At 56.5% G+C, this 16202-nt stretch carries 12 protein-coding genes; 2 read left to right on the top strand and 10 right to left on the bottom strand.

Annotated elements, in window-relative coordinates:
- Positions 1-3: 3 nt before the first annotated feature.
- The 3 genes from ACMGGM_RS18815 to ACMGGM_RS18805 are packed head-to-tail and all read right to left on the bottom strand — an operon-like array spanning position 4 to position 3415.
- Positions 4-1146 (bottom strand): Gfo/Idh/MocA family protein, encoded by a 1143-nt coding sequence (locus ACMGGM_RS18815; RefSeq protein WP_014882867.1) that lies wholly within the window; start codon positions 1144-1146, stop codon positions 4-6.
- A complete protein-coding gene (locus tag ACMGGM_RS18810; RefSeq protein WP_014882866.1) occupies positions 1139-2164 on the bottom strand; it encodes a sugar phosphate isomerase/epimerase family protein in 1026 nt (341 codons plus the stop codon). The genes ACMGGM_RS18815 and ACMGGM_RS18810 overlap by 8 nt, the downstream gene beginning before the upstream one ends.
- A gap of 15 nt (positions 2165-2179) precedes the next feature.
- On the bottom strand, positions 2180-3415 hold the full coding sequence (locus tag ACMGGM_RS18805; protein ID WP_014882865.1) for an MFS transporter: 1236 nt from the start codon (positions 3413-3415) through the stop codon (positions 2180-2182).
- A gap of 205 nt (positions 3416-3620) precedes the next feature.
- Between ACMGGM_RS18805 and ACMGGM_RS18800 the strand changes: the two genes are divergently transcribed.
- Positions 3621-3983, top strand: coding sequence for a type II toxin-antitoxin system RelE/ParE family toxin (locus tag ACMGGM_RS18800; protein WP_014882864.1), 363 nt, complete (start codon positions 3621-3623; stop codon positions 3981-3983).
- Complete coding sequence (locus tag ACMGGM_RS18795; protein WP_014882863.1) at positions 3971-4270, top strand: helix-turn-helix domain-containing protein; 300 nt, start codon at positions 3971-3973, stop codon at positions 4268-4270. The genes ACMGGM_RS18800 and ACMGGM_RS18795 overlap by 13 nt, the downstream gene beginning before the upstream one ends.
- A gap of 110 nt (positions 4271-4380) precedes the next feature.
- Here ACMGGM_RS18795 and pheP read toward each other — a convergent pair whose 3' ends face one another.
- The 7 genes from pheP to ACMGGM_RS18760 all read right to left on the bottom strand — a co-directional run bounded on the left by pheP (position 4381) and on the right by ACMGGM_RS18760 (position 15526).
- Complete coding sequence (gene pheP / locus ACMGGM_RS18790) at positions 4381-5769, bottom strand: phenylalanine transporter (protein WP_014882862.1); 1389 nt, start codon at positions 5767-5769, stop codon at positions 4381-4383.
- Between the two features lie 102 nt (positions 5770-5871).
- The gene (locus ACMGGM_RS18785; protein ID WP_063943379.1) at positions 5872-7845 is read right to left on the bottom strand and encodes a PhoX family protein; all 1974 of its coding nucleotides are present in this window, start codon (positions 7843-7845) and stop codon (positions 5872-5874) included.
- Positions 7846-7972: 127 nt separating this feature from the next.
- Positions 7973-10156 carry a TonB-dependent receptor gene (locus ACMGGM_RS18780; protein ID WP_014882860.1) on the bottom strand — a complete coding sequence of 728 codons (2184 nt, stop codon included), beginning with the start codon at positions 10154-10156 and terminating at the stop codon, positions 7973-7975.
- A 177-nt stretch (positions 10157-10333) separates the two neighbouring features.
- Positions 10334-11356: an ABC transporter ATP-binding protein gene (locus ACMGGM_RS18775; protein ID WP_014882859.1), complete on the bottom strand. Its 1023-nt coding sequence runs from the start codon at positions 11354-11356 to the stop codon at positions 10334-10336.
- 1 nt (position 11357) lies between these two features.
- Complete coding sequence (locus tag ACMGGM_RS18770) at positions 11358-12932, bottom strand: ABC transporter permease (protein ID WP_014882858.1); 1575 nt, start codon at positions 12930-12932, stop codon at positions 11358-11360.
- 24 nt (positions 12933-12956) lie between these two features.
- The gene (locus ACMGGM_RS18765; protein ID WP_014882857.1) at positions 12957-13973 is read right to left on the bottom strand and encodes an iron ABC transporter substrate-binding protein; all 1017 of its coding nucleotides are present in this window, start codon (positions 13971-13973) and stop codon (positions 12957-12959) included.
- Positions 13974-14305: 332 nt separating this feature from the next.
- A complete protein-coding gene (locus ACMGGM_RS18760; protein ID WP_023336848.1) occupies positions 14306-15526 on the bottom strand; it encodes a cytochrome P450 in 1221 nt (406 codons plus the stop codon).
- Between the last annotated feature and the right edge of the window lie 676 nt (positions 15527-16202).

Genomic DNA, 16202 nt, shown 5'->3' with positions numbered 1-16202 from the left:
ACGTCATTGCGCCACGCGTACCCAACGCTGCTGCTGATGACTTTTCACTATGGCATCAATGATATACATCACGTTTGCGCCATCGTGGAAGGTCGCAAACTGCGGCGCCTCCGGCATCGCTCCCGCCTGCACGGCGCGGTAGAACTGCATCATCATATTTTTAAAGGCGTCAGGCCAGCCTTCGATGTGCCCGCCGGGGAAGTGTGCGCTGCTGGCCACGTCAGGGTTCATCAGGCCTGGATCGTCGGTGAGCGTCTGATTTGCCAGCGCGCGATGGCCGATCCACAGCTGTTGCGGCACCTCCTGATCCCACGCCACTGACTGCTCGCTGCCGTTAATCTCAAACGTCAGGCGATTTTTACGCCCGGCGCTCACCTGCGAGACGCTAAAGCAACCTTTGCTGCCATCGTCAAAGCGGAACAGCACTGAGCCAAAGTCTTCGGTACTGACCGGTGTGTTGGTATACGCCGCCGCCTCATCGTGGGAGAAAGTCTGATGACCGCCCATGCTGGCCTTACGCGTCGGCCAGACGATGGAGAGATCGGCCATGACCTCGGTAATGCGCCTGCCGGTCACAAATTGCACCGTATCGCACCAGTGGGAGCCGATATCCGCCACCGCGCGCGAAGCCCCGCCAAGCGCGGCATCCACCCGCCAGTTGTAGTCGGTTTCCAGCAGCATCCAGTCCTGTAAATAACTGCCGTGTGAGGCGAATAGCCGCCCGAGGCTACCCGCGCGCATCATGCTTTCCGCCTGGCGCACCATCGCAAACTGGCGATAGACAAAGCTCACGCCGTGCACCACGCCAGCCTGCTCCGCCCGCGCCACCAGGTCACGCGCCTCGTCCGACGTCATGCAGAGCGGTTTTTCAGAAAAGACATGTTTTCCCGCGCGCAGGATCTGACGGTTAATCTCCGCATGCAGATGATTGGGCGTGCAGTTGTGCACCACGTGCAGGTCAGGAAGTGCGAGGAGTTCCGCCACGCTGGCGCAGGCGTGGGGCACGTTAAGCTGGCGTGCTTTTTCCTGCGCGTTGGCAAGCGTGCCGTCGCAGAGCGCCACCACCTGCACAAACCCGAGACGCCGCAGCGCCTCGATATGCGCCGGGCCGATAAACCCGCTGCCGACAATCCCGACGTTAATCATGGCTGCCCCCTGCCGCGAAGTCATCAAACGCACGCCCGGATACCGGGATGATGTGGCGGCGGATAAACTCGCTTCCCTCACTTGCGCCGGTATCACCGTCTTTCAGGCAGCACTCCCACTCCAGCACCGCCCAGCCGTCATAATCGTACTGGGTCAGCTTGCTGAAAATGCCTTTGAAGTCGATCTGTCCGTCGCCGAGCGAACGGAAGCGCCCGGCGCGGTTGATCCACGGCTGGTAACCACCGTACACGCCGCTGCGCCCATTAGGACGGAACTCGGCATCTTTGACGTGGAAGGCTTTGATGCGCGCGTGGTAAATGTCGATGAAGGTCAGGTAATCCATCTGCTGTAACAGCATGTGGCTCGGGTCGTAAAGGATATTGCAGCGCGGGTGATTATCCAGATGCGCCAGAAAACGCTCGAAGCTCACGCCGTCGTGCAAGTCTTCGCCCGGATGCAACTCAAAACAGACGTCCACGCCCTGTTCGTCAAAGGTATCCAGAATCGGTCGCCAGCGATTTGCCAGCTCCTCGAATGCCGCCTGAAAACGCTGCTCGTTATGCGGCGGCCATGGATAGAAAAACGGCCACGCCAGCGAGCCGGAGAAGGTGGCGTGCGCTTTCAGGCCGAGTCTGGCCGAGGCGACTGCCGCCTGCTTTAGCTTTTCCGTTGCCCATGCCCGACGAGCCGTATCATTACCGCGCACAGCGGCGGGGGCGAAGTGGTCAAACGCCTCGCTGTAAACAGGGTTCACCGCCACAAGCTGGCCTTCCAGATGAGTCGAGAGCTCGCTGATCGCAAGCCCATGCCTGGCCAGCTTATCGATGACCTCATCGCAGTAGGCCTGACTCTCAGCGGCTTTTTCCACATCAAAAACAGGCGGATGGTTGCAGGGGATCTGCACCGCTTTGTAACCCTTCGCCGCCGCCCAGCCTGCCAGTCCGTCGAGCGTGTTGAACGGCGCTTTCTCGCCAATAAATTGCGACAGAAAAATGCCCGGTCCTTTCATCGTCCTCATAACCCCTCCTGAACATTACGCCTTGTCATCGTCATACCTGAACGTGAGAAGGAAAATCAGCGCGATCGCCGCGGCAGCCACCGCCGGGATCCACCAGAATGTCACCCATGCCTGCGGCACGGTCTGACCGGCCACCAGACGGTTATAAAGCGCGCCTGAAATCTGAGAGCCCAGCAGCATGCCGATGCCGTAGGTGAACATGACAATCATGCTTTGCGCCTGTCCTTTCACCTTTTCACCCGCCACGCGGTCGGTGTAGATAAAGCCGACGACGAAGAAGAAATCGTAGCAGACGCCGTGCAGCAGGATCCCCAGGTACAACAGGATGCGTCCTTCCTCGCTAACGCCCAGCGCGAACATGGCATAACGCACGAACCACGCCAGCATGCCGATCAGCAGCATGACTTTCACCCCCAGACGGCGGAACAGCAGCGGAATGACCAGCATGAAGAAGATCTCTGACATCTGCCCGAAGGACATGGCGGTGCTGACGTCTGCAATACCGGCATCCGCCAGATACGAGGCGGTATAGGCGTAATAGGTGCCAAGCGGGACGGAGATCAGCATCGCGCAGACGGAGAAGACAAAGAAATGGCGGGTTTTGAGTAGCGCAAAGGCATCGGCACAAAAGAGATCGCGCACCTGCACCGGTAGCCCTTTCGCTGGCGCTGGCGTGTGCGGCAGCGTCAGGCTGTAGAGTGCGAGCAGCAGGGAGCTGGCTGCCGCCACCTGAAAAATGGTGACGCTGGACGCCACGCCGGTCACGCCGATGAAAATTCCCGCCACGATCCAGCCGATGGTGCCGAACACGCGCACCACCGGGAAAGTTTTATCCACGTTCGCCAGGCTGTGAAATGCGATGTTGTTGGTCAGCGCCAGCGTTGGCATATAGCAGAGCGTGTAACCAAACAGCAGGCCAATCAGCAGCGCGCCGTTTTCGGCAATCAGCGCCCCCGGCACAAACCAGAGGATTGCCGCGCCCGCCAGGTGCATCACCGCCATCACCTTCTGCGAGGCAAAGAAACGATCCACCAGCATGCCGAGCACAAACGGCGAGAGAATGGAGGCGATGGGCCCGGCGGAGAACGCATCGCCAATTAACAGAGACATGTTGTGCCGGGTCATCACCAGGCCAAGCGTGACTGACCAGCTACCCCAGATGAAAAACTGCAGAAACATCATCAACGACAGACGCGGCACCAGCAGCCGGTGCTGTGTTATCGCCTTTTCTCTACTTTCAGTTGACACCATGATAAGCCTCACCCGGAAAAAGTAATCGATTACAAATGACAGCAAATAAAAAGTAATCGATTACAAAATAAAGATCCTGTGGATCGAAACAGAATTGGGAGGGGGGTCACGATAAAGGTCGATGTATGACAAAACGAGGCGTTCTGATTGTCACTATAGCCTACAGGCTATAAAATAATATAGCGAGGAAGCTAAAGGAGAAACGATGTGGAATGTCGAGACAACGGACAGATTTGATCAATGGTACTTCGAACAAACAACAGCATTGAAAGAAGATGTGCTAGCGATGATGCATATTCTTGCTGAGTTTGGCCCAACGCTTGGGCGGCCATACGTAGATACCGTGAAGGCTTCAGCCTATGCGAACATGAAGGAATTACGGATTCAACATGCGGGAAATCCCATCAGAGCTTTTTTTGCTTTTGATCCTGACCGTAAGGCAATTGTGCTCTGTGCTGGAAACAAAACCGGTTGCAATCAAAAACGGTTTTATAACGAAATGATTACGCTGGCTGACGTTGAGTACAGCAGACATCTGGCGGATAAGGAGGCCATATGGCAACGCTAAAAGAACTCATGGCACAACAGAGCGCGGAAAGTCAGGAGCGTATTGCGGCTAAAGTTGATGTAATACGCAGAATTGTTGCCCTGAACCAACTGCGGGAAGAGCTCAATATTTCGCAGACAGAACTGGCCGCGGCAATGGGGGTAAAACAACCAACTGTGGCAAAAATCGAACAGCCGGGAAACGATCCCCGGCTTTCAACACTCAAACGCTATGTCAGTGCGCTCGGCGGTGAAATGAGCATTGATGTGACGTTACCGAATGGGAAACGAATAGCGTTTCAGATTTGATATCGCACATTCAAAGCCGGGTGGCGGCTTCGCCTGACCCGGCCTACAAAATAATAATGGCCCCGGACATGTAGGCCCGGTAAGCGAAGCGCCACCGGGCGAAAAACGTGCTACTTTTTACGGGATAATTTAAACGCAATAAACAGGAACACCACCCACACTGGCAGCAGCATCGCTGAGAGACGCATCTCATCCATCGTGCACATCAGCACCAGAATCAGCCCCAGGAACGCGATACAGATATAGTTTCCTGCCGGGTAGAGCAGCGCTTTAAACTGCGTCTCGCGTCCCTTGCGTCGCATCGCTGCACGGAAGCGCAGGTGCGCCAGGCAGATCATGATCCAGTTCAGCAGCAGCGTGGCGACAACCAGCGCCATCAGCAGGCCAAATGCCGCTTTCGGCAGCAGGTAGTTGATCAGCACCACTAATGACGTAATCGCGCCGGAAAGGAACAAGGAATTAATCGGCACACCGCGACGGCTGACGCGGGTCAGGAACTTCGGCGCGTTCCCCTGTACGGAAAGGCCAAACAGCATACGGCTGTTGGAGTAAACGCCACTGTTATAGACCGAAAGCGACGCCACCAGAATGACGAAGTTCAGCGCCGACGCCACCACATTGCTGTTCAGATCGTGGAAAATCATCACGAACGGACTGCTGTCAGATTTCACTTCCACCCATGGATAGAGCGCCAGCAGAACCACCAGCGAGCCGATGTAAAACAGCAGAATACGGTACACCACCTGGTTGACCGCTTTTGGGATACTTTTATGCGGGTCGCGCGCTTCGGCAGCGGTAATACCAATCAGCTCCAGCCCGCCGAAGGAGAACATGATCACCGCCAGAGAGAGAACCAGTCCTTTCCAGCCGGTTGCCAGAAAGCCGCCGTGCTGCCAGAGGTTATCAATGGTTGCCCGCTCGCCGCCGTGACCGGAGAACAGCAGCCACAGGCCAAAGCCGATCATCCCGATAATCGCCAGTACCTTGATCAGCGCAAACCAGAACTCGGTTTCGCCATACAGGCGCACATTGACGAGGTTAACGGCATTAATGATGATGAAAAAGGCCGCCGCCCAGATCCACGTCGGGACATCCGGGAGCCAGTACTGCATGTAGATGCCTGCGGCGGTCAGTTCGGCCATCCCCACCAGCACGAACATCACCCAGTAGTTCCAGCCGGAGAGGAAGCCTGCAAACGGGCCCCAGTATTTGTAAGCAAAGTGTGCGAAGGAGCCTGACACCGGCTCTTCAACGACCATTTCGCCGAGCTGGCGCATGATCAGGAAGGCGATAATCCCGGCGATGCCGTATCCCAGCAGTACCGCAGGACCAGCCATTTGAATGGCGGGGCCGATGCCGAGAAACAACCCGGTACCAATCGCGCCGCCGAGGGCAATTAACTGAATATGTCGATTTTGCAAACCACGTTGCAGCGTCGGATTCTGATCCGACGAGGCTTCAGCGCTACCATGGCCTGAAGCGGATGACGCGTCTTTCACGCCCTACCCCTGTCTCTTTTTTAGAAGGGGCACGTTTTAACACTTCATGCTGGTGGTAGCAAGTTTAACGCCGGGCCAGCGCATGCGCCCGGCGGATTAACGTCACGACCCGATGATCCCGCCGTCCGCTTTGACGATCACCACCGTCGACGAACGCGGGCGTCCGTTCGGGCTGGCGTCTGGCCAGTTAGAGACGGCACGCGGATTGGCCGGGTCGGTAATATCATCCCCGCCCTCTCCCGGATGCTGAATATTGATAAACAGCGTCCGGTTGTCCGGCGTAAACGCAATACCGGTGATTTCACACCCACGCGGGCCCGTCAGGAAACGACGAAACTCATTGCTGCCCGGAATGGTGGCCACCATCTGGTTATTGCCCATCCCCTCATACGCTTTTTTGTTGATCGTGCTGGAAGAGACGTCGGTCTGGATCCACAGAACGCCCTGATGATCGAACGACAGACCATCCGGGCTGCCGAATGCCGCGCCCTGCATAGAGCCTTTGGCCTTCGGATCGTCGCTGTCTGTGCGCCCGCCCATGACCAGAATATCCCATGTAAAGCGTGCGGCGGCAGGATCGGCCCCCTCTTCGTGCCAGTGCATAATATGACCAAACACGTTATTAGCACGCGGGTTGGCGGCATCGACCGGGGCTTTCCCCTCTTTACCGCGATCGCTGTTGTTGGTGAGCGTACAGTAGACGCTGCCGCTGGCGTGCGGATCGACGGCTATCCACTCCGGGCGATCCATTTTCGTCGCCCCCACCACGTCAGCCGCCAGGCGGGTTTTAATCAGCAGATCGCCCTGGTTTTCAAAACCGTGGCTTTTATCCAGGCCATTCTGCCCGAAGATCAGCGGCAGCCAGTCGCCGCTTCCCTCTTCATTGAACCTGGCAACATACAGCGTACCCGAGGTCAGCAGCTGCATATTGGCCTCACGGTTCGCAGGATCGTATTTTTTGTCAGAGACGAATTTATAAATGTACTCAAACTTCTGATCGTCCCCCATATAGACCACCACGCGATTATCGGCGGCGAGCGTAACGGCGGCCCCCTCGTGCTTGAAGCGGCCAAGTGCGGTGTGCTTGCGCGGTGTGGAGGTCGGGTCGTAGGGGTCAATCTCTACCACCCAGCCGAACCGGTTAGGCTCGTTAGGCGTTTTATCGACGCTAAACCGCTCATCCACCTCGTTCCAGCGGTAGGACTCATCGCTGTCGCTGATGCCGTAGCGTTTTTCCAGCGGATTGAGATCGGCTTTTTTGACAAAAATATCCGACCAGTTCTCCTCGCAGGTGAGGTAGGTGCCCCACGGCGTGTGGCCGTTGGCGCAGTTTTGCATGGTGCCCAGCACGCGCTCCCCCTGCGGGTCGGCGGCGGTTTTCATTAAGTCCTGATGCCGCGCCGGGCCGGTAAGCTGCATCGGCGTATTGACGGTGATACGGCGGGCATAAGAAGACGGGCGAACCACCTGCCAGTCACTGCCCGTTTTTTTCACTTCCACCACCGACACGCCCATCGCGTTCTGTCCCTTACGGGCTTTGTCGAGGTTCCAGTTCCCCATACCGTCCGTAAACAGCATCCCGTTGTCGATGTATTCATGGTTCAGCGCCAGCAGACCATGTTCCGGGTTTTGCTCCCCCTGCGGCAGGCTAAACCACGCCATACCGTCGTGGTGCATCCCCGCCTGCACGGCCTGTTCGTCGGTCGTGTTGCTGGCATCTGGCTTAAATGCCGGCATGTGGTCTTTGATGCCCGTCGGGTCACCCCAGCGATAAAACGGGCGGGCAATATAACCTTCCGGCACCCTCACCGTATCGTCCGTGGAAACGGGAATACTGGTAAACCCAAGCGACACCGCTTTTGCCAGCGCGGACGGCTTCGATACCGCGGCAATGGCGCTATCAGGTTTGATCAAAAAGGGAAAGGAAACGGCAGCACCCGCCACGGCGCCCATCTGGAGAAAACGACGGCGGGAGAGGAAAACCTCTGCAACCTCGGAGAAAACCGGGTTAGCGCTGCGGTTAGTGATGTCGTCGCGATGTTCTTTTTTAAAAACGGATTTGAGGGGTCTGCCCATAGCGGCTTCCTGTCATTGGCCAAGAGGTAAGGAGTTGGCGAACAGTGTAAGAAGCTTTTGTTACAATTTTATAACAGGATAACGGCGGGATTGGGGCGTCCCTGCCCCGGATAACGAGGTGGAACGCTTAGAACTCGTAGCCCACCGAGACCTTAAAGGTTCGCGGTTCGCCCTGAGTGATGTAGGTACCGGAATCGTCCACGCTGGCCCAGTAGTTTTCATTGGTCACGTTGTCGATGCCTGCGCGCACGGTCATCTGGTTTGCATTGTGGTTTAGCGCGAAGCGGTAGCGCATGCCCAGATCCAGCGTGGTATAGCTGTCCAGCTTTTTGCTGTTCGCGAGATCGGCATACTGCGTGCCCGAGTGGTTCACGCGTGCGGTGGCGGTCAGGCCGTCAACTGGCTTGATGTCGTACTCTGCCCCCAGCACGGCATAGAAGTTCGGCACGCCAATCGCATCGTTGCCTTGATTCACGCCGTTTTTGGTTTTGGTCAGCTCGGCCTGCAGCCAGGTGGCGCTGGCGTTCAGGCGCATCCCGAGCATGGGCTCGCCAAAAACGTTGAGCTCTACGCCACGGTTACGCTGTTCAGCGTCCAGGCCGTAGTGATTGTCGTCGTCGAGGATCGCCGACGGCATTTTGATCTCAAACAGCGCCAGAGAGCCGCCCACGCGTCCAAAGTCTGCCTTCATGCCGACTTCATTCTGTTTAGAGTGAACAATACCGGTGCTTTGACCGTAGTTGGTGGCGGTGTCCGGCGCGGTTTTTCCCGGCTGCAGAGCTTCGGTGTGGTTGGCGTAAAGGGAAATCTGCTCCCACGGTTTATAAACCACGCCGTAGGTTGGCATCCAGCGGCTACCGTCGAAGCCGTCCGCGTCGTTTTCCGCACCGGTAATTTTGTTATACCCGCGGATGACCACTTTCTGATGACGCGCCCCCGCGGTGAACAGCAGCTTGTCGTCCAGGACGCCCAGCGTATCGCTCAGCAGCCAGCCCTGAGTACGGGTGCGCCCGCTGGTTAGCGGATCGCTGTATTTGCCACCTGATCCATTGAAGTTGGAGCTGTCCGGCATATCAACGCCGGTGTTGTGGTAGATGTTGGTGGTCGGGTTATCCTTCGTCGCCGACATTTTCCACGCGATTTTTTCGTTTTTGGTCGTCGCCGAGTACCCGACGTTCACCTTGTGCGACACAAAGCCGGTATTGAAATTCCCGCGAATGCCCGCCATGCCGCTAACGGAATCGCTAATGCGGTTAGTATCCAGACGGCTGACCGTGGCTTTGCCGCTTTTGTCCAGCAGCTTCGGCGCGCTGTAGATCCCTTCTTCGTGCGCGTGCTGCGCGCCCAGGCCGGTATAGGCGGTCCAGTTATCGGTGATGTCGTATTCGCTGCGCCACATCCCAAATTCGTTTTCGATGTTGCTGTAGGCCCACTTCTGCGAAAAGTTACGATCGTTTTTCGGCGGTTCAGGCACGAAATCCACCGCCGAGATGTTGACGCTGGTCGGGCTGCCGTGGAAGGTTTTCTTCTGATAGCCCAGGTCCAGCGAGGTGCGGACGTTGTCGCCGTTGTAATCAAGACCGGTGGAGAGCAGCGTGGTGCGGCGACGGTCGTTTGGTACGCCGGTTTCCCCTTCACGGTGGACCAGGTTCACGCGCGCGCCGAACTGGTCGCTGTCGCCAAAGCGACGGCCTGCATCCAGCGTGGTGCCAAACTGCGAATCTGAGGTGTAATCCACGCCCACTTTTGCCTGTGGGATATCGCCCGCATGTTTCGGCTCAAGATTGATCATCCCGCCCACGCCAGAGCTTGCCGCACCGTTCATCAGCGCGTTGGCGCCTTTGAAGATCTCAATACGGTCAACCATCTGCGCATCCACCACCTGACGCGGCAGTACGCCGGACAGCCCGCCAAACGTCATGTCGTCGCCGTCAAACTTCAGGCCACGAATGCGGTAGGTCTCCGCGCTGTTACCGTATCCCTGAACGTACTGCACGCCCGCATCGTTGGCGACCACGTCAGCGATGGTTTTCGCCTGCTGATCTTCCACCAGCTTCGAGGTGTAGCTGATGATGTTGAACGGCACGTCCATGGCGTTCTGCTGGCCCAGCATCCCCATGCGCCCGCCGTTCGCCACCTGCCCGTCAAGAAAGGCCGGTACCAGCTGGTCGCCGCCGGGTTTAAAGTCGCTGGCAGGTGCAGCCTGCACAACAAGCGTATCTTCTTTTTTATCATCCGCCGCCTGGACGGAATGTGTCACCGCCCCAATGGCGAGCGCCAGCAGCGTTTTGTGTATTTTGGTGTTGTCCATCGTTAACTCATTTGAAAGTGCGCGAAAAAATGACCCGTTGTCGGGCCTTAGAATGTATTAACTGCAATGCAAATGAGAACTATACGCATTATCCATGCATTGGCAAGCGTCACGCGTTCATGAAGGGAGGTAATGAGGACGATGGGGAACCACCACCCCGTTTTGGGGTGGTTATGATTATAAAACGCGCGCAGTGCCCGTCACATCAATGCGTACCGCCGCGCCCGGGTGCCAGCCCGGCTGACTGACGGTCCTGAGGATAACGGGCTGTTCATGCCCCGCTAATCCCAGCGTCAGCGTAGACAGCTGACCGGTGAAGTCGACATCAAGAATGGAGACCGGGCTTTCATGAGGCGCACATGCCGTCACGCGCAATTGTTCAGGACGCATCATTACCCGGCCCTCTCCTGTTGCATGCGGATTGTCCGTCGGCACCTCGCCCAGTGCACACACGGCGTAACCGCCAGCGAGCTGAGCAGGCAGGATCACGGCATCGCCAAGAAACAGCGCCGTCTCTTCGTCAACGGGACGGGTATAGACGTCATAAGGCGTTCCCACCTGCGTGAAGCGGCCAGAACGCATCACGGCAACCTGCGTGGCAAAAGACAACGCTTCGTTCTGATCGTGGGTGACCAGAATTGAGGCCACGCCCGCTTCCGCCAGCAGATCGGCCGTTGCTTTACGCGTCATGGCGCGCAAGCCGGTATCCAGCGCCGAGAACGGTTCATCCAGCAGCATCAGGGAAGGACGCTGAGCCAGCGCACGGGCAAGCGCCACGCGCTGCTGCTGTCCGCCGGAAATCTCATGGGGCCAGTGCGTCGCGAGCTGCCTGTCGAGAGAGACCATCTCCATCAGCACCTCAACGCGCTGGCGCTTCTCGTGGCGGGTACCGTCCAGCCCCCAGGCAATGTTATCTGCCACGTTGAGATGGGGGAACAGCGCGCCCTCCTGAGGCACATAACCGATCCCGCGCAGGTGAGCAGGAACAACATGATTTTCATCAAACAGCGTTTTTCCCTGCATGACGATGCGGCCGGTATCCGGCGTCTCAAACCCGGCGAGAATACGCAGCAGCGTGGTTTTCCCCGACCCGGAGGGGCCGACAATCGCCGTGCGGCTCCCTGGCGCAACGCTCAGGTTTAGGCTGTCGAGCACCTGCACGTCCGAAAACGATTTTGAAATGGCGGTTAATTCAAGCATGTCATAGCCCTGCAATTTTTTTCGACTGCATATAGAGAATGGCGGTCAGCGGGAGTGAGATCAGGATCATCAGCATCGCGTAGGGCGCGGCGGCCACATAATCAATTTCACTGGTCAGCGCCCAGAATCCGGTGGAGAGCGTGCGGGTTCCCAGCGGCGAGAGCAGCAGCGTGGCGGTCAATTCGTTGCTGACGCCAAGGAATACCAGCGCGGCGCCTGCCGCAGCGCCCGGTGCGGCCAGCCGCAGGGTAACGCTCCAGAGCGCTTTCGCAGGCGTGCTGCCCAGGCTGCGCGCCACGTTTTCCAGCTCAACCGGCGCCTGGGCAATCCCTGCCCGCAGGTTAATGAGCGCGCGGGGCATAAACATCAGCAGATAGGCCAGGAACAGGGTGATTTCCGTCTGATAAATGGGGCGAGCGTAATGAATAGTGACCGTGACCAGCGCCAGCGCGGTGACAATGCCCGGCAGCGAACTGGTGATGTAGATGCACCCTTCCAGCATCCGGAAAATACGGTGCGGGTAGCGGATCCCAAGCCACGCGATGGGGATGACGCACGCCGTCGTCAGGAGCGCTCCGCCCACGCCGAGCATCAGCGTCTGGCGCAGGGAGTGCCAGAGATCGGCGTTCATCCAGTTTTGTACGCCGCCGAGCCAAATCCAGCGGCACAGGACAAGTAACGGCACGCCCAGCGCCAGCATGACCAGCGCGAGGAAAAACAGCTGTCCCAGCGCAGCCGCCGCAGGCTTCAGCGGCCAGCGTTTCTGTTCACGTGCCGCGCCAGCGCCAATGCGTGCATAGCGCGCTTTCCCGCGCGTCACGCCTTCCAGCACTAAGATCGCCAGGCAGCATAAGGCCAATACGCCCGCCAGCATGTTCGCTGCCGGGCCGCTGAAGGTGGACTGAAACTGGTCATAGATGGCCGTTGTGAAGGTATCAAAACGGATCATCACGTACAGACCGTATTCCGCCAGCAGGTGCAGCGCCACCAGCAGCGCGCCGCCGCAGATAGCCAGTTTTAGCTGCGGCAGCACCACGCGGAAAAAGACCCGCCACGGCGGGGTGCCGAGCGAGGCGGCCACATCTTCCAGCGTCGGGTCAAGACGACGCAGCACCGCCGCAACCGGCATATAAATAAACGGATAGTAAGCTAAAACGGAGAGGAACACGCCCGCGGAAAGGCCATGCATCGAGGGAACCACGCTCACCCAGGCATAGCTTTGCACAAACGCGGGGATCGCCAGAGGGGCGACCGCCAGCGCGGACCAGATCCCTCGCCCGGCAAGCTGCGTGCGCTCCGTGAGCCAGGCGATCGCCACGCCCGTCACGATACACAGCGGTAACGCCAGCGCCGTGAGCCACAGCGTGTTACTGAGCAGTTCAGCAACACGTGGGCGAAATACCAGCGCCCTAATCGTTTCCCAGCCCGTCTCAACGCCTATGGCAATGATAAAACCCAGGGGCAGAAGTGCCAGTAAAGAAAAAAGGACAGCTAACGCTACCATCGGCAGTGCAGGACGCCTGCGGCCAGGCTCCCGCACGCTGTTTTTGCCGAGGTCGAGACTCAGACCAGACATAAGACCTTCACTTCACTCTCAGGATCACAGCAGACCGGCTTGCGTCATCAGCTCGATAACTTTTTTACTGTTGAGCGTTGAAGGTTCAACTTTCGGTGCATCCAGATCGTTCAGCGGGACCAGTTTCGGGTTAGAGGCCGCGTTCACGCCCACCGCATATTCAAAGGCATTGTTGGTGCGCAGGCTTTCCTGGCCCTCTTTACCGGTAATGTATTTGATGAACGCCTGGGCCTGCGCTTTGTGTTTGCTGGACGCCAGAACGCCACCACCGGAAAGGCTGACGAACGCGCCCGGATCCTGGTGTTTGAAGTAGTAGAGTTTGGTGTTTTTGCTGTTCTCACCCGTTTTGGACTGATCGACAAAACGGTAGTAGTGATAAATCACCCCGCCATCAATCTGGCCGGCGTTGACGGCTTTCATCACGGTGCTGTTGCCTTTATAGGCCACGAAATTCGCTTTCATCGCCTTCAGCCATTCCAGCGTGGCTTTTTCGCCTTTAAGCGCCAGCATTGCGCTCACGATGGCCTGGAAATCCGCGCCTGACGGTGATGCCGCCCAGCGGCCTTTCCACTCGGGTTTGGCCAGATCCATCAGCGACTTAGGCAGCTGCTGTTCGCTCAGTTTTGCCGGGTTATAGACGAATACGGTGCTGCGGGCGGCAATGCCGATCCAGCGGCCATGCGCCGGGCGGTACTCTGCCGGTACCTGCTTCAGGGTGTCTGCATCCAGCGGGGCAAACAGGTTGGCGTTATCCACCAGTACCATGGACGGTGAGTTTTCCGTCAGAAATACGTCTGCAGGTGATGCGCTGCCTTCCTGAACCAGCTGGTTACCCAGCTCGCTGTCATCGCCGTTACGCAGCGTGACCTTAATGCCGGTCTCTTTGGTAAAACCGTCAACCCACGACTTCACCAGGTTTTCATGCTGCGCGTTGTATACCACAATGCCTTCGCTGTTATCGGCGGCAACGGATTGTGTGGAAAGGAAAAGCGATGATGACAACAAGGCAAGCGAGAAGCAGGACAGCAGGCGAGAATTCATGAACATATCCTTAATAGAGCAACGGGAATAATGACGCATAGCGTTGTGGGACAGGATTAAAGCATACAAAAACGCTAATGATAATTAGTATCAATCCAGTTTAAGCGTAAAAGTGTAAAATTTCTTTTTTGCGGGGAGTGAAGTGATAAAAATCCAGATTTAAAAAACGGATTAATTAAAGATTAAGAAAACCTTAAGACAACACACTACAAAATATCATTAGCCTTCTATTTATTACGTCGTTATTTATCTGACAATTTAAGAATAAAAAACGTTCACCACTTCCGCCGTGAAAATATGATTCCCTTCATAGCGTTGTCCTTATTATTACCTCAGGTAATTTTTACCGGCAGCGTCTCCAGAGTTCTCAGAATCAGGCTTCGCGTCGACCATTTAGCCTCACCGTCGAGAGAGAGCGTCCCGCGCTCGCATAAAGCCATGGCAAGGGTTTCAGCCTGACACTGCGCCAGCAGTTGTCCAATACACTGGTGCACGCCTGCGCCAAATCCCAGCTGACGTTGGGCATTCTTGCGGCCAGGAATAAAACGCCACGCCTCTTCAAATACGCTTTCATCGCGATTTGCAGAACCAAGGCATACTAAGATGTTATCCCCCGCTTTAAGTTCGCGTCCCAGAAATTGCACGGGAGCCACTACCTTTCGCCTGCCCATCTGCAACGGAGACTCAAAGCGCATGGTTTCACTGACGACATCTTTCATCCGCAGCGTGTTATTTCTGACGCACGCCTGTAATTCAGGATGTTGTGCCAGCATATACACCAGGTTTCCGGTTAACGCTTCGCTGGTTTCACTCCCGCCGATCAGCATAGTGACGCAGTCTGTGCTAAACCGCGTTGCAAGCGCATCCCGATCGCCGCCATATCCTTTCAGGAGGCTGCGATAAAAAAGCGAGTCGTAACCCTGGCTGTGTGCCTGCGCGAGTTGGCGAAAACTGTCATCCAGACGGGAAAGCGCCACGATCAGCCGCTGTAATCCCTCTCGATCAATTGCGCTGGGGTCCAGCAACAGCCTGATGGCACTTTTCTCTTGTTCAACCACCTCCTGCTGCGCTTCCGGCAGGTTGAGCCAGGCGGTGAACAGCTTCCCCCAGAGCGGGGCAGCAATCTGGCGAATGCCGTCAAACGTGCCGGTGGTGGTTAACTCTGCCACCAACGTATGTGACTCGTCAGAAATCAACTGGGTTAACGCAGCCCAGGATTCGCCGGTAAACAGAGCTTGCAGCGCCTGACGGTGCGCGCGATGCACATTCCCGTCTTCAAACAGCACAATGCCGTAGAGAAGATCGCGTATGGGGGGCGAGAGGCTGAAGCACTCTTTTTCCATTTCGCTATGCACATCTTCAGGTATACCCGAGGAGACGAATGCTCGCTCTTTAAGCGTCTGATAAACATCCTGATAGCGGGTAAGCACCCACGTTTTGCCGATTCGCGCTACAGGCTGGTGGTTTCGCATGTGGTGGTAGACGTTATGAAGATTTTCCTGAAAGACAGGTGAGGCAGGATTAAACCGAAGTGCTTTTTCAACATATGCCACGGGTGAGCCCTCATCGCAGGATTAATCACCTTTCAGTAAAGCAGGGATATGTTGCAGTTCAAATATAGAAAAAAGGGGGGATCATTGGCACGCCCTGTAGGATTCTAGCCTACTACATATGGTTTAGAAGAACGCACGGTTCGATTTAACTCAATGTTATATAATTATCTTTGCTGCATTCGCGCCGTTTTTTTGTCATTAAGTGTCGTTACATGTTTCTGCGTTGCGTTATGGTTCATCAATGCATGACACATTTATTAAACAGAGGGTACACAGTATGCCTCATGGCATAGCTGTGTAATTTGATTCCTGCATCACCGGGTAACCTTCAAACTCACCTGTTCGTGTATCGTTGGTGAGATACGTTATCACTCCGAATACCCCATCCAGACTCGTTCCGTCATCGTGAACCGGAATCTCATCACGTCTACCCGCCTGCAAATCCTCCAGGTGCGGTTTTGGCGATTTGCGGTATCGCTTTATCCTCAACTCACCTGCCATGCTTTGTACCAACAATGATCCGTCGCACACTCAATGAGATATCCACTTCCAGAACAACTCCGCTCAAGCCTCCTTCGCAGTGATGCGTTGCACCAGCTCTCATCAGATATGTCGATGACGATCTGGTTATGATGCGCTTGTCGAACGACATGCGCTTCTCTGCATAGTCTTGCGC

The organism is Enterobacter sp. BNK-14 (assembly GCF_047456095.1).
Classification (GTDB): domain Bacteria; phylum Pseudomonadota; class Gammaproteobacteria; order Enterobacterales; family Enterobacteriaceae; genus Enterobacter; species Enterobacter kobei.
The sequence above is the reverse complement of the archived record's forward strand: the minus strand, read 5'-3'. Positions and strand labels throughout refer to the sequence as shown.